This window comes from Pseudomonas sp. P4_B3 (assembly GCF_056402295.1).
Genome location: NZ_JBFUHR010000002.1, coordinates 52446 through 66709, shown reverse-complemented (window position 1 = coordinate 66709; position 14264 = coordinate 52446). Strand labels below are relative to the sequence as shown.

The following is a 14264-nucleotide window of genomic DNA, read 5'->3' as shown; positions in this document are numbered from 1 at the left end:
ATGAAGCCCCTTGTAGGAGCTGGCTTGCCAGCGAAGAGGCCATCTCATTCAACATCCCTGTTGACTGACACACCGTCTTCGCTGGCAAGCCAGCTCCTACAATGCGGGTGTGTGGGTTAGCGCTTGCGCACCAACTTCATCACCACCACAAAAAACACCGGCACGAACACCACGGCCAGGGTCGCCGTGATCATCCCGCCGATCACCCCGGTGCCGATGGCTTGCTGGCTCGCCGAACTGGCGCCGGTGGCCAACGCCAGCGGCACCACGCCAAGAATGAACGCCAGTGAGGTCATGACAATCGGCCGCAACCGCAGGCGTGCCGCTTGCAGGGTTGCATCGATCAGGTCGTGGCCTTCGTCGTACAGGCTCTTGGCGAACTCGATGATCAGGATCGCGTTCTTTGCCGACAGGCCGATGATGGTGATCAGCCCGACCTTGAAGAACACATCGTTGGGCATCCCGCGCAAGGTTACCGCGAGCACCGCGCCGAGCACACCCAGCGGCACCACCAGCAGCACCGAGGTCGGGATCGACCAGCTCTCGTACAACGCCGCCAGGCACAGGAACACGATCAACAGCGACAGCCCAAGCAGGATCGGTGCCTGGCTGCCGGACAACCGTTCCTGCAACGACAACCCGGTCCATTCCTGGCCCAGGCCCGCCGGACCTTGCGCCACCAGCCGCTCGATCTCGGCCATGGCCTCACCGGTGCTGTGGCCCGGGGTCGGTTCACCGGAAATGCTGATCGCCGGGTAGCCGTTGTAGCGGGTCAACTGCGCCGGGCCCTGAGTACACTTGGCCTGCACGAAGGCCGACAACGGCACCATTTTTTCGTGGGTGTTACGCACGTGAATCTTCAGCAGGTCAGCCACCTGACTGCGCTGGTCGCCCTCGGCCTGCACCACGACGCGCTGCATCCGCCCCTGATTGGGAAAGTCGTTGATGTAGGCCGAGCCCACGGCCGTGGACAGCACGTTGCCGACGTCGGCAAAGGACACACCCAGCGCGTTGGCCTGCTTGCGGTCGACGATCAGTTGCACCTGCGGTGCCTCGGCCAGGGCGCTTTCGCGCACGTTCATCAGAATCGGGCTTTTTTCGGCCGCCGCGAGTAGGTCGGTGCGAGCCTTCATCAACTTCTCATGACCGAGGCCGCCGCGATCCTGCAGGCGAAATTCGAATCCGCTGGATGTACCCAGGCCATCCACGGGCGGTGGCAGTACGGCAAATGTCACCGCGTCCTTGATCTGGCTGAGGGCAACGTTGGCCCGGTCGGCAATCGAGCTGGCCGAATCGTCGCTGCCACGCTCGGACCAGTCTTTGAGCGTGCTGAACGCCAGCGCCGCATTTTGCCCGCTGCCGGAGAAGCTGAATCCGAGAATCACCACGCTGTCACGAATGCCCTGTTCCCCGGCGTTGTGCGCTTCAACCTGTTCGGCCACCTGTACCGTGCGGTTCTTGCTCGCGCCCGGTGGCAACTGGATGTCGGTGATGGTGTAACCCTGGTCTTCCACCGGCAGGAACGAGGAGGGCAAGCGACTGAAGGCCAAGCCCAGACCGATCAGCAGCACGCCGTAGATCAGCAGGTAGCGCCCGGTGCGTTTCAACGCGTAGGCCACCCAGCCCTGATAGCGTTCGGTCAGTTGCTCGAAGCGGCGGTTGAACCAGCCAAAGAAGCCGGTCTTTTCGTGGTGTTCGCCTTTGGCAATCGGCTTGAGCAACGTCGCGCACAGGGCCGGGGTCAAGGTCAGGGCGAGGAACGCCGAGAACAGGATGGACGTGGCCATCGACAGCGAGAACTGCTGGTAGATCACTCCGACCGAGCCCTGCATGAACGCCATCGGAATGAACACCGCGACCAGCACCAGGGTGATGCCGATGATGGCCCCGGTGATCTGCCGCATGGCCTTGCGCGTGGCTTCCTTGGGTGACAAGCCCTCGGTGGTCATGATCCGCTCGACGTTCTCCACCACCACGATGGCATCGTCCACCAGAATGCCGATGGCCAGCACCATGCCGAACATGGTCAGCACGTTGATCGAAAATCCAAGCGCCAGCATCGTTGCAAAGGTGCCCATCAGCGCCACCGGCACTACCAACGTCGGAATCAGTGTGTAGCGGATGTTTTGCAGGAACAGGAACATCACCGCGAACACCAGCAACATCGCCTCGCCGAGGGTGTAGACGACCTTGGTGATCGAGACTTTGACGAAGGGCGAGGTGTCGTACGGGATCTTGTATTCGACGTTCGCCGGGAAGTAGCGCGACAGCTCATCCATCTTCGCCCGCACCAGGGTCGCGGTGTTCAGGGCGTTGGCACCGGGCGACAACTGCACGGCGACGGCGGTGGACGGCTTGCCGTTCAGGCGCGTGGAAAACTGATATTCCTGGCTACCGATCTCGACCCGCGCCACATCGCTGATGCGCACGGTCGAGCCGTCCGCATTGGCCTTGAGGACGATGTCGGCAAACTCTTCGGGGGTCGACAACTGACCCTTGACCAGAATGGTTGCGGTGATTTCCTGGGTGGTGCGGGTCGGCAGATCGCCGATGCTGCCCGCCGACACCTGGGCGTTTTGCGCGACGATGGCGGTGTTGACGTCCGCCGGTGTCAGGTTGAAGGCGAGCAGTTTCTGCGGGTCGATCCAGATCCGCATCGCCCGTTCGGCGCCGTACAGCTGCGCCTTGCCGACGCCGTCCAGACGCTTGACCTCGTTCATCACGTTGCGCGCCAGGTAATCGCTGAGCGCCACGTCGTCGAGTTTGCCGTCGCTGGAGGTGAGGGTGATCAACAGCAGGAAACCGGAGGAGACTTTCTCCACCTGCAAACCTTGCTGGATCACCGCTTGCGGCAGGCGTGACTCCACGGCTTTCAGGCGGTTCTGCACATCGACCTGAGCCAATTCCGGGTTGGTGCCCGGCTGGAAGGTGGCCTTGATGGTCGCGCTGCCGAGGCTGCTCTGGGATTCGAAATACAACAGGTGATCGGCGCCGTTGAGCTCTTCCTCGATCAGGCTGACCACGCTCTCGTCCACGGTTTGCGCCGAAGCGCCCGGGTACACGGCGTAGATTTCGATTTGTGGCGGTGCGACATCGGGGTATTGCGCCACCGGCAGTTGTGGAATGGCCAGCGCACCGGCCAGCAGGATGAACAGGGCAACCACCCAGGCGAACACCGGGCGGTCGATAAAGAACTGCGGCATAAAAAAGCGTCCTGCTTACTGACCAGTCACCTGGGCAAGTGGAAGAGGGGTGTCGTCGATCTGCACTTTCTCGCCGACGCGGGCGTGCTGCAGGCCCTCGATGACGATGCGGTCGCCTGCTTTCAGGCCGCCGGTGACGATCCAGCGATCGTTCTGCACGGCGCCCAGTTCGACCGGTTGCTGGCCGACCCGCTGTTCGCCGTCGAGCAGCAGCACCTGAGCGATGCCGGCGCTGTCGCGCTGGATGGCCCGTTGCGGCACGCTGATGCCCTGCCGGTTGACCGCTTGTTCCAGGCGTACGCGCACGAAACTGCCGGGCAACAAGTCAAGGTCGGGGTTGGGGAACTCACTGCGCAGAATGATCTGGCCGGTGCCCGGGTCGACGCTGATGTCGCTGAACAGCATTTTGCCCGGCAGCGGGTAGAGGCTGCCGTCATCCTGAATCAGCGTGGCCTTGGCCTGGTCCTGGCCGACCTGCTGCAACTGGCCGGAACGGAAGGCGCGGCGCAGCTCGTTGAGTTCACGGGTGGACTGGGTCAGGTCGGCGTGAATCGGGTTCAGTTGCTGAATCAGCGCCAGCGGCGTGGTTTCGTTCTGCCCGACCAGCGCGCCTTCGGTGACCAGCGCGCGACCGATACGCCCGGAAATCGGCGCCGTGACTGTGGCATAACCGAGGTTCAACCGGGCGCGCTCCACCGCCGCCTTGTTGGCGGCGACGTCGGCGGCGGTCTGCCGTGCGTTGGCCCGGGCGTTGTCGTAGTCCTGACCGCTGATGGCCTTGTCGTCGATCAACTGGGCGTAGCGCTGTTCCTGCAATCTGGCCTGGAACGCGTTGGCCTCGGCCTTGCGCAACGCCGCTTCGGCGCTGTCCAGGTCAGCCTTGAATGGCGCCGGGTCGATGCGGAACAACACATCGCCCTGTTTCACGTCACTGCCTTCACGGAAGGTCCGCTGCAGGACCACGCCCGCCACGCGGGCACGCACTTCGGCCATGCGCGGTGCGGCAATCCGTCCGCTCAGTTCGCTGCTGATGGTCAGTGGTTGCGCTTCGATGGTCTCGATGCGAACCGTGGCCAGCGGCGCCTGTTCCTCGGCGTTCGAGGCCTTGTCGCACGCACCCAGTGTCAACGCCAGAGCAATCAGACTGAGCCTGGCAAGCAGATTCTTTGACATGTAATACCCCAATAAAGACTCCCAGCATCCTACTGGGCGCAGGCGAGGGTAGCGGTGAAGCTTTGTTGGTGCTGTGTGAAATTGTGTAAGGGTTTTACTCAGAGACGAGTGAGGGCGTATATCCTTCAGTCCTTGAATTTTATTGCACCTGTCAGGCCGCCTTCGCGGGCAAGCCCGCTCCCACAGTGGTCGGTGGTGTTCATATCCTTTGTGTTCACCTCAAATCCCWGTGGGAGCGGGCTTGCCCGCGAAGAGGCCGGAACAGGTGCCACGGCTCTTTCTGGAAACACCCCATGCCCAACATCCTCCTGGTCGAAGACGACACCGCCCTCGCCGAACTGATTGCCAGCTACCTGGAGCGCAACGGTTATTCCGTCAGCGTGATCGGTCGTGGTGACCATGTGCGCGAACGTGCGCGGCTCAATCCGCCGGACCTGGTGATCCTCGACCTGATGCTGCCTGGCCTTGACGGCTTGCAAGTCTGTCGCCTGCTGCGCGCCGATTCGGCGACCCTGCCGATCCTGATGCTCACCGCCCGCGACGACAGCCACGACCAGGTCCTGGGCCTGGAAATGGGGGCCGACGACTACGTCACCAAACCCTGTGAGCCGCGGGTGCTGCTGGCCCGGGTGCGAACCTTGTTGCGCCGCAGCAGCCTCAGCGAGCCGCAGACCGCCAATGACCGCATTCTGATGGGCAACCTGTGCATCGATTTGTCCGAACGCACCGTGACCTGGCGCGAGCAATTGGTGGACCTGTCCAGCGGTGAGTACAACCTGCTGGTGGTGCTGGCCCGGCATGCCGGTGAGGTGTTGAGTCGCGACCAGATCCTGCAACGCCTGCGCGGCATCGAGTTCAACGGCACCGACCGTTCGGTGGACGTAGCGATTTCCAAGTTGCGGCGCAAATTCGACGACCACGCCGGCGAGGCGCGCAAGATCAAGACCGTGTGGGGCAAGGGGTACTTGTTCAGCCGTTCCGAATGGGAATGCTGAGCCGATGTTCAGAATCCTCTTTCGTTTGTACCTGGTGACCATCGTTTCATTCAGTGCGGCGATCTATCTGGTGCCGGATCTGGTGGTCAAGGTGTTCCACGAGCGCTTTGTCACCTACAACCTCGATTACTCCCGCGGGTTGCAAACGCTGATCGTCAAACAGTTTCACGCAGCACCGGCCGAGCAGTGGACAGCCCTGGCGGCTGAAATGGACAAGGACTTCAATCCACTGCACATCGTGCTCAGTGGCAATGACGACAGCAGCCTGACGCCTGATGAACAGCAGCGCTTGCGCCGCGGCGAGAACGTCGTGCGCGTCGGAGACTGGGGCTGGCGCACGCTGGCGGTCGCACCGCTGAATGAGCGCACCGTGGTGCAAATGGTCGTGCCACCCGATCCGCTGGACGTCAACCTGTTGTACTGGAGCATCAACGTGCTGATCGGCGCGACCATGCTCGCGTGTCTGTTGCTGTGGCTGCGCCCGCACTGGCGTGATCTGGAACGCCTCAAGGGCGCGGCCGAACGCTTTGGCAAGGGCCACTTGAGCGAGCGCACGCAAATTTCCCCGAGTTCCAACATCGGCAGCCTGGCCAGCGTTTTCGACACCATGGCCGGCGACATCGAGAACCTGCTCAACCAGCAGCGGGACTTGCTCAATGCGGTGTCCCACGAGTTGCGCACCCCACTGACGCGCCTGGATTTCGGCCTGGCGCTGGCGCTGTCCGACGACTTGCCGGCGGCCAGTCGCGAGCGCCTGCAAAGCCTGGTGGCGCACATTCGGGAACTCGATGAATTGGTGCTGGAGTTGCTGTCCTACAGTCGCCTGCAAAACCCGGCGCAACTGCCGGAGCAGGTCGAAGTGTCGCTGGATGAGTTCATCGACAGCATCCTTGGTAGCGTCGATGAAGAGCTGGAATCCCCGGAAATCGTCATCGACGTGCTGCTGCACGGCCAGCTCGAACGCTTCAGCCTGGACCCGCGCCTGACCGCCCGTGCCCTGCAAAACCTGCTGCGCAACGCCATGCGCTATTGCGAAAAACGAATCCAGATCGGTGTGCAGGTGTATGCCGGCGGCTGTGAGATCTGGGTCGACGATGACGGCATCGGCATTCCGGATGACGAGCGTGAGCGGATCTTCGAACCGTTCTACCGCCTCGACCGCAGCCGCGACCGCGCCACTGGCGGATTTGGTCTGGGGCTGGCGATCAGCCGCCGCGCACTGGAGGCGCAGGGTGGCACGCTGACGGTGGAAGCCTCGCCGCTGGGCGGGGCGCGGTTTCGTTTGTGGTTGCCGATTTCGGCTTGATTACGACGAGCGGCAGCAACATCTGTCAGGTTTGACAGTAGCAAGACGCTGCGCTTGCGCGTTTCATTGGTCTGCGACCTCAAGAGAAGGCGGTAGGCTGGAGGAGAAGAATGAACGCGCCAACAATAAAAATCAGCGGGCGAGGCACGATCAGTGCAATCCGGGACGTCAAAGTCGAGAGTGTGTCGACAAAATTCGCGATGGTCCTGCCCGATGGCGGCTATAGCAGATTGGCGATCAGGATTGGACCCAACATCACCGCAGAGGGTCGCGCCTGTTTTCTTGTTGGCGATGCAGTGAAATATACGATGACGAAGGGGGCTGACGGAGAGCTGCCGAGGGCACACGACCTTGAGAGGGCGGGCGTCGATATCTGGACAACTTGATGGCTTGCGGGGTCTTTTTCGATCCCGCAAGCCATTGTCTGTGCTTCAAGCGCTCAACCGATTGCGCAACAACTTCGCCATCTCCTCCAGATCCGTCATCGGTTGATGCCCGATCAGCATCCAGGCGTGTTCCATGTCAGCCCAATACACGATGTTCAGCTCGCGCCGCTGTTCCCGGGCGAAATGGCGGCTGCCGCTGTTGGAGCGGGTGACGCACAGCGCCATGGGGCCGTGCGCCGGATCGAGGTAGGTGATCTGGGCGATGGGCACACCGTCGTACTCGAGGATTTGCGCGCGCTTGAACTCGGCACGGGGCAGGCTCAGTTTTGCCGGCGCGAGGTCCAGGCCCAGACGCGCATCGATGGTCCGCAGTTGTGCCCGTTGCGCGGCTTCATCAGCGGGTAAATGATCCAGGGTTTCCGGCACGTAGAGCGCCATGTAATCAGCCACCAGGCCGCGCCAGTTGTGGGTCTGCTGGCTCGCTTGCCAGCCGAGGAACAACCGGTCCGCCAGCACGCCGCCGGCCAACAGTGCGGCCGCGGCGGCAAGGAACCAGCGCCGGTTGAGCCCGGGGCGGACGGGCGAGGACAGCGTCGCGAGCATGGCTTGCAGACGATCCACCGGCGCCTGCCGGGCCAATTCATCGTAGGCGTCCTTGAACGGCAGGCTGCTGCGATCCAGCCATTGCAGGCGCAGGCCGAGCATCGGGTCGGCGATGATGGCCGCGTCGATGTGCGAGCGCTGCTCGGCATCGAGTTGGTTGTCGAGGTAAGCCACCAGTTGTTCGTCCGAGGTTCTCGCGCTCATCAATGTTCTCCTCGGTAAGGGTGCGGCACCGTGTGCAACGGTGGATATTCGGCCAGTTTCGCCCGGGCGGCGGCCAGGCGACTCATCACCGTGCCGATGGGCACTTGCAGCACGTCGGCGACTTCGCGGTAGGACAAGCCCTCGACGTAGGCGAGAAACACTGTTTCGCGCTGGGTCTCGGGCAACGCATCGACGCGACGGATGACCTGTGCCGCCAACACATGGGTCTGGGCCACCGATTCACCATCGAACGACAAGGCCTCATCGGCATCCACCTGACCCTGACCCTGACGCACCCGCTGGGCGCGGATTTCGTTGAGCCAGATCGAATGCAGAATGCTCAGCAGCCAGCGGTCCATGCGCGTTCCCGCCACGAATTGCCCGGCCCGCTCCAACGCCCGCACGCAGGTGGCCTGCACCAGGTCATCGGCAACATGCCGTTGACGGGACAACAGCAGGCCGTAGCGCCATAAACGCGCCAGATGCTGGTTCAGTTCCGTTCGTATTGTCTGATCGCTGGCGATGGCGACCTCCGTCCGCTCAGGTTTTCAGGTTTTCGATGAGTCGTTGATGGCGTCGGCCAGGTCCTGGTACTCCTCGCATTGAGTGCTGCCGCAAATGGATTTGATCTGCTGCAGTTGTTCCTGCGCGAGATCCAGCCGGCCTTTGATCACATAGGCCTCGCCGAGGTATTCGCGGACTTGCGCGTATTGCGGGTCGAGCTTCACCGATTGCAGGTAATAGCCGATGCCTTCGTCGGTGCGTCCCAGTTTACGCGTGGCGTAGCCGCGATAGTTCAGTGCTTTTGCTGTATTTGGCTGTTTCAGCGTGTCGAGCAGGGCCAGGGCCTCTTCGTAACGTCCGTCCTTGGCCAGTTGCCAGGCATAGTTGGTGCGGTCTTCGTCCGGCACCAGGTTGCTGGTCTGCCTGACGCACCGATTCGATCGGGTATCCAGCACTTGACCTTTCGGGCAGGTGGGTCTGGTGGGCATGTCGTCACCGCCGCCACCACCGTTGGCCAGGACGAGGGAGCCGGACAACGCAACGGTCAGCAACAGCGGGGTCATCAGAACGGCAAAACGAATATTCATGGGCTTTGCTCCACAGGTTCAGGCGTTTCAGATCAGGTCGCGCCCCGCCAGAGGCAGCGCAAGGTTGAGCCAGCCAACGGCTTGAACAATTGAAGGGGCCTGACTGCCCCGGCAATCTCATGCTCATGGTTGATGTCATGAGAACACCGCAGCATGAACAATTATTCACTGCGATCTTGCGTTGTTTTCAAGGAAAGCTCATATCGGGGCGCAGGCATGGATTTGTGCCTTACACAGCTTTATGTGCGCTGAAGATCCCTGTGGGAGCGAGCAGGCTCGCTCCCACATACGAATTTCGTCGAATAGAAGATCTGGGCGGTGCTCCAACGAAGCATGATGACGAGCTATCAACCCAGCGGACGAATCGGTGTGCCCGCCGCCCAGGCTTGAATGTCCTCGATCATTTGCGAGAAAAACAGCTGATAGTTCTGTTGGCTCACGTACCCGACATGGGGTGTTGCCAGCACGTTGTCCAGGGTCCGGAACGGATGGTGCGCAGGGAGCGGCTCCTGCTCGAAGACGTCCAGAGCGGCACCGGCCAGCCGTTGTTTCTGCAGCGCCTTGATCAGTGCCGCTTCATCGACAATCGGTCCGCGAGCGGTGTTCACCAGCAGCGCCGTGGGTTTCATCCAGCCCAATGCTTGCGCGTCCACCAGGCCCCGACTGCGGTCGCTGAGCACCAGGTGCACCGACAGCACGTCGGCCTGTTCGAACAGTTCCTGCTTGCTGACATGGGTCACACCGACTTGTGCTGCTCGTTCGGCCGTGAGGTTTTCACTCCAGGCGATCACGCGCATGCCGAACACCTGACCGAACTGCGCGACGCGCTGGCCGATGCTGCCCAGGCCGAGGATGGCCAGCGTCTTGCCATGCAGGTCGCCTCCCAGGCCTTGTTGCCATTGGCCGGCACGCAGGGCATTGGCTTCGACCACCAGATTGCGGGTTGCGGCCATGATCAGCGCCCAGGTCAGCTCCGGTGCGGCGTGTTTGTAGCTGTCGCTGCCGCTGACCTGTATGCCCAGCGCGGCAGCGGCTTTCAGGTCCAGGGCGGCGTTGCGCATGCCGCCGGTCACCAGCAGTTTGAGCTTCGGCAGGCGGCGCAGCAGGTCTTCATCGAAACGGGTGCGCTCGCGCATCACGCAGATCACCTCGAACCCGGCGAGGCGCTCGGCCAGGGCTGGGTTATCGGAGGGGTAATCATGGAGAAAACTCACCTGGCCGACGCTGTCCAGCGCCGACCAGTCCACCACATCCCGCGCCACATCCTGCCAATCATCAAGCACTGCAATCTGCACAGGCATCAGCCTTTCCTCTTCAACGCACGGGGTTGGTCTTGTTCAGCCAGGCGAGCAGGGCCTGGTGGAATTGTGCCGGTTCTTCCATCTGTGGCGCGTGGCCCATGCCAGGGAATTCGACCAGCGTGGACTGGGGAATCAGCTTGGCCACCTGTTTGCCGAGGACCTCGTAGTGCCCGAGCTTCGCCTTGATTTCGGGGGAGGCGATGTCACTGCCGATGGCGGTAGTGTCGGACGTTCCGATCAACAGCAGGGTCGGCACTTTCAGGTCCTTGAATTCGTAGTACACCGGTTGGGTGAAGATCATGTCGTAGATCAGCGCCGAGTTCCACGCGACTTGCATATGCCCCGGGCCTTTGTTCAGGCCGGCGAGCATGTCGACCCAGCGATCGAATTCCGGCTTCCAGCGGCCGCCGTAATAGGTGGTGCGCTCGTAGGTTCGGATCCCGTCGGCGCTGAGTTTGAGTTCGCGTTCGTACCATTGGTCCACGGTGCGATAGGGCACACCGAGGGCTTTCCAGTCTTCCAGGCCAATGGGGTTGACCAGCGCCAGTTGCTCGACCTGTTCGGGGTATTGCAAGGCATAGCGAGTGGCAAGCATGCCGCCGGTGGAATGCCCCAGCAGGGTGACTTTCTGGATGCCCAGCGCCTTGAGCAATTGCTGGGTGTTCGTCGCCAGTTGCTGGAAACTGTACTGATAGTGCGCCGGTTTGCTGGAGGTGCAGAAGCCGATCTGGTCCGGGGCGATGACCCGATAACCGGCGTCGCTGAGGGCTTTGATCGAGGTGTCCCAGGTGGCGCCGCAGAAATTCTTGCCGTGCATCAGCACCACGCTGCGACCATTGGCCTTGCCGTGGGCGGCAACATCCATGTAACCCATTTGCAGGGATTGACCCTGGGATTCAAAGGCGAAGTGCTTGAGGGTGTAGGGGTAGTCGAAACCTTGCAATTGGGGGCCGTATGCCGGTCCTTCGGCGTGGGCTATGGCGGGCAGGGCGGCGGTCAGCAACAGGCCGGGTAACCAGCGGGTGAGGGGGCGCGACATGGGAGAGCTCCATGGAAAATCCGCATGCTGGGTCGACTCGATTAGGGCCACATTAAACACAGGCAATCGCCGCCCTTGATGGTTCAACCCATCCAGCCCAAAGTCGCCACGGCCAGTACGCCGTAGCGGGCGCCTTTGGCCAGGGTGACGATCAGCAGGAAGCGTCCCAGCGGCTCGCGCATGACCCCGGCGACCAGCGTCAGCGGATCGCCGATCACCGGCAACCAGCTGAGCAGCAATGACCAATGGCCGTAGCGTTGGTAATGCAGCCGGGCTTTTTCCAGGTGTCGGGGGCCTACCGGAAACCAGCGCCGGTCGCGGAACCGCTCGATCCCGCGCCCCAGCCACCAGTTAAGCAGCGACCCCAGAACGTTGCCGCACGTTGCCACTGCCAGCAGTGCCCAGAGCCAATACCGATCGCTGAGCAACAGTCCCACCAGCACGGCTTCGGATTGCAACGGCAGCAGCGTGGCGGCACCGAATGCCGCGAAAAACAGCCCGAGGTACGCGCTGGACATCAATGGGCGGGGTAATCCGCAACCACCACGTCAGTGCCATCCTTTTTCAGGCCAATGACCTGATAGGCATCGCTCATGCCGTCCATTTCCATGCCGGGCGAACCCATGGGCATGCCGGGGGCGGCGACGCCCAACAGATCGTCGCGCTTGCTCAGGGCCAGGACCTGGTCGGCCGGGACATGACCTTCGACGAATTTGCCGTTGATCAACGCGGTGTGGCACGACGCCAGGCGCGGCGGCACACCATGCTGTTGCTTGAACTCACTCATGTTGGCTTCGACGTGGTCTTCGACCTTGAAGCCATTGGCCTGCAGATGAGTGATCCATTTTTTGCAGCAGCCACAGTTGGCGTCGCGATGAACCTCAATCGGGATGAGGTCGGCGGCCTGGGCCAGGGAGGACATGAACAGGGCGCTCAGGGCGATCAGACGCAGAGGGTTTCGCATGGGTTCGTCTCGGTTAACGGGCAAAAAAACGCATTTTGACCCTTTTTATTGGGCGGGTATTCAAGGAGTGTTTCTAATTGCTACAAAGATCCGCTGTTAGATGATGGTAGATCATCGCTGTCAGGCAGATGAGGGGCGCATTACAAAATCGTCAGGTTGAAATGCCGAGGGTAAGTATCGGTGTTGATGAAAACCAACTAGTCGCCATGTAAGAAAAGTCTGAAGGACCATTCTTCAGGGTGCTAATACCCAATAAACAAGAAGTTTTACAGCATGTATCTGAATTGTACGATAATTGTTAAAACTCCGAATTAAAGTTTGGTGGCCTCAAGTGCTCCGGCCGATACTCCTGACCTCCTAACTTGGTCAAGCAAGGAGTTTTCAATGACTATCGGTTATACCGGCGCCTGGACTGCGAAAGCGGGCCTGTTGGTGCGAGATACCGCCAGCAGATCAAAGCCTGTTCCCCAGAGCGTCAAGGTCAGGCAGATGCTTGACCTGGTGGGCAACAATCCAGTCGAGCTGGATACAGTCAAGATGGACAAGATGAAATTGCGCAAGCAGATGAAGGGTTTTGATCCTACGGATATTTCAGTCAAGTCCATGGGCAGTCTCAGTGTCTTTCTGAAAGAGCGCGGCCTGATCAGTGATGTGACGGCGGTCACGCTGAGCAATGCCGGTGACAAGTTCGACCGGTTTGGCATCAAGGACCCTGATGCGAAGTTCAATGCACTGGAATATTTCGCCACGCAACTGGAGAACATCCAGAATAACAATCTCAAGGGTAACAAGTACGCCAACTACCTGGTTCCCGAGTTCAAAAAAGCGATCTACGTGCTGCAAAACCTGGAAACCTACGGCAAGAACAACGGCCCCATGGTGAGGCCCGGCAGTGTTCTCTCGGAAGAGGCCTGACGCCATGTTGCCCGGCCCGCCCGGTTCATCGAGCGGGCCGGCAACCCTTAGCGGTCGAGCAGTTTCATGACTTCTTCCGGATAACGCAGGCCTGCGGTGGCATTCGCTGCAAAGACCGCCTCCAGCGCTTGCAGTTCTTCGGCGCTTAGCGTCACCTGCAGTGCGGCCACGTTTTCTTCCAGGTATTTACGTTGTTTGGTGCCCGGAATCGGAATCAGGTAGTCGCCTTGGGCCAGCACCCATGCCAGCGCCAGTTGGCCCGCCGTCACGCCTTTTTCCGCCGCCAGCGCCTGCACTTGCTGCACCAGTAGCAGGTTTTTCGTGAAGTTTTCGCCCTGGAAGCGCGGGCTGAAGCGACGGTAGTCGTCCGCCGCGAAATCATCCGGGCTTTTCAATGCGCCGGTCAGAAACCCTCGGCCCAACGGGCTATAAGGCACAAAGGCGACGCCCAGACGCTGGCAGGCCGCCAGGCAACCGTTTTCTTCCTGGTCACGGCTCCACAATGAATATTCACTTTGCAACGCACTGATCGGATGAACCTTGTGTGCCCGTTCCAGGGTCGCCACCGATGCCTCGCTCAATCCCAGGTAACGCACCTTGCCGGCACTGACCAGTTCGGCCATGGCGCCGACGGTTTCCTCGATAGCCACCTGTGGGTCGATTCGGTGCTGGTAATACAGGTCCAGAGTGTCCACGCCGAGACGCTTCAAGCTGCCGTCGACGGACTGGCGAATGTATTCCGGCCGACCGTTGACGCCCCGGGCGGTGGGGTTGGCCGGATCGCGGACGATACCGAACTTGCTGGCCAGGAACACCTGATCGCGCTTGCCGGCAATGGCCTTGCCAATCAGTTCTTCATTGGTGTGCGGGCCGTACATATCGGCGGTATCGAGCAGGTTGACGCCCAGTTCCAGCGCGCGATGCAGGGTGGCCGTGGCTTCGCGGGTGTCCGTGCCGGTGGTGTAGAAGTCGGTCATGCCCATGCAGCCCAGGCCGATGGCCGACACCTGCGGACCGTTTTTTCCCAATTGACGTGTGTGCATGAAATCAGCTCCCTGTGAAGTGAGTCGCTATTGTTCGCCTC

The 14264-nt window shown here is 61.2% G+C and carries 14 protein-coding genes; 4 read left to right on the top strand and 10 right to left on the bottom strand.

The features are described 5' to 3' along the window. Positions 1-116: 116 nt before the first annotated feature. Both AC1DWG_RS02305 and AC1DWG_RS02300 read right to left on the bottom strand, forming a co-directional pair. Entirely contained in the window at positions 117-3203 is a 3087-nt protein-coding gene (locus tag AC1DWG_RS02305) for a multidrug efflux RND transporter permease subunit (RefSeq protein WP_477787178.1), read from the bottom strand. 15 nt (positions 3204-3218) lie between these two features. Next, on the bottom strand, positions 3219-4376 hold the full coding sequence (locus tag AC1DWG_RS02300) for an efflux RND transporter periplasmic adaptor subunit (protein WP_477762019.1): 1158 nt from the start codon (positions 4374-4376) through the stop codon (positions 3219-3221). A gap of 293 nt (positions 4377-4669) precedes the next feature. On the opposite strand from AC1DWG_RS02300, the gene AC1DWG_RS02295 reads away from it, so the two are divergent. The 3 genes from AC1DWG_RS02295 (at position 4670) to AC1DWG_RS02285 (ending at position 7063) form a co-directional block, all read left to right on the top strand. Next, positions 4670-5371, top strand: a complete 702-nt coding sequence (locus AC1DWG_RS02295; protein ID WP_007970971.1) for a response regulator — start codon at positions 4670-4672, stop codon at positions 5369-5371. Positions 5372-5375: 4 nt separating this feature from the next. Further along, complete coding sequence (locus AC1DWG_RS02290) at positions 5376-6677, top strand: ATP-binding protein (RefSeq protein ID WP_477787177.1); 1302 nt, start codon at positions 5376-5378, stop codon at positions 6675-6677. Positions 6678-6787: 110 nt separating this feature from the next. After that, positions 6788-7063: a hypothetical protein gene (locus AC1DWG_RS02285; protein ID WP_477762017.1), complete on the top strand. Its 276-nt coding sequence runs from the start codon at positions 6788-6790 to the stop codon at positions 7061-7063. 45 nt (positions 7064-7108) lie between these two features. Here AC1DWG_RS02285 and AC1DWG_RS02280 read toward each other — a convergent pair whose 3' ends face one another. From AC1DWG_RS02280 to AC1DWG_RS02250, 7 genes are all read right to left on the bottom strand, one after another. Further along, positions 7109-7870, bottom strand: a complete 762-nt coding sequence (locus AC1DWG_RS02280) for an anti-sigma factor (RefSeq protein ID WP_477787176.1) — start codon at positions 7868-7870, stop codon at positions 7109-7111. Then, complete coding sequence (locus AC1DWG_RS02275) at positions 7870-8352, bottom strand: RNA polymerase sigma factor (RefSeq protein ID WP_477762336.1); 483 nt, start codon at positions 8350-8352, stop codon at positions 7870-7872. Before AC1DWG_RS02275 ends, AC1DWG_RS02280 begins: the two co-directional genes overlap by 1 nt. Positions 8353-8418: 66 nt before the next feature. Next, positions 8419-8961, bottom strand: a complete 543-nt coding sequence (locus AC1DWG_RS02270) for a tetratricopeptide repeat protein (protein ID WP_477787175.1) — start codon at positions 8959-8961, stop codon at positions 8419-8421. Positions 8962-9308: 347 nt separating this feature from the next. Continuing rightward, positions 9309-10262, bottom strand: a complete 954-nt coding sequence (locus AC1DWG_RS02265; protein WP_477762014.1) for a D-2-hydroxyacid dehydrogenase family protein — start codon at positions 10260-10262, stop codon at positions 9309-9311. A 13-nt stretch (positions 10263-10275) separates the two neighbouring features. Further along, positions 10276-11301: an alpha/beta fold hydrolase gene (locus AC1DWG_RS02260; RefSeq protein WP_477787174.1), complete on the bottom strand. Its 1026-nt coding sequence runs from the start codon at positions 11299-11301 to the stop codon at positions 10276-10278. An 83-nt stretch (positions 11302-11384) separates the two neighbouring features. Beyond that, a complete protein-coding gene (locus AC1DWG_RS02255) occupies positions 11385-11819 on the bottom strand; it encodes a YqaA family protein (RefSeq protein ID WP_477762012.1) in 435 nt (144 codons plus the stop codon). Beyond that, positions 11819-12265, bottom strand: coding sequence for a DUF411 domain-containing protein (locus tag AC1DWG_RS02250; RefSeq protein WP_477762011.1), 447 nt, complete (start codon positions 12263-12265; stop codon positions 11819-11821). Before AC1DWG_RS02250 ends, AC1DWG_RS02255 begins: the two co-directional genes overlap by 1 nt. Positions 12266-12649: 384 nt before the next feature. Between AC1DWG_RS02250 and AC1DWG_RS02245 the strand changes: the two genes are divergently transcribed. Continuing rightward, positions 12650-13180, top strand: coding sequence for a hypothetical protein (locus tag AC1DWG_RS02245; RefSeq protein WP_477756235.1), 531 nt, complete (start codon positions 12650-12652; stop codon positions 13178-13180). Between the two features lie 47 nt (positions 13181-13227). On the opposite strand, the gene AC1DWG_RS02240 is transcribed toward AC1DWG_RS02245, so the two are convergent. Further along, positions 13228-14223 (bottom strand): aldo/keto reductase, encoded by a 996-nt coding sequence (locus AC1DWG_RS02240; protein ID WP_477762010.1) that lies wholly within the window; start codon positions 14221-14223, stop codon positions 13228-13230. Between the last annotated feature and the right edge of the window lie 41 nt (positions 14224-14264).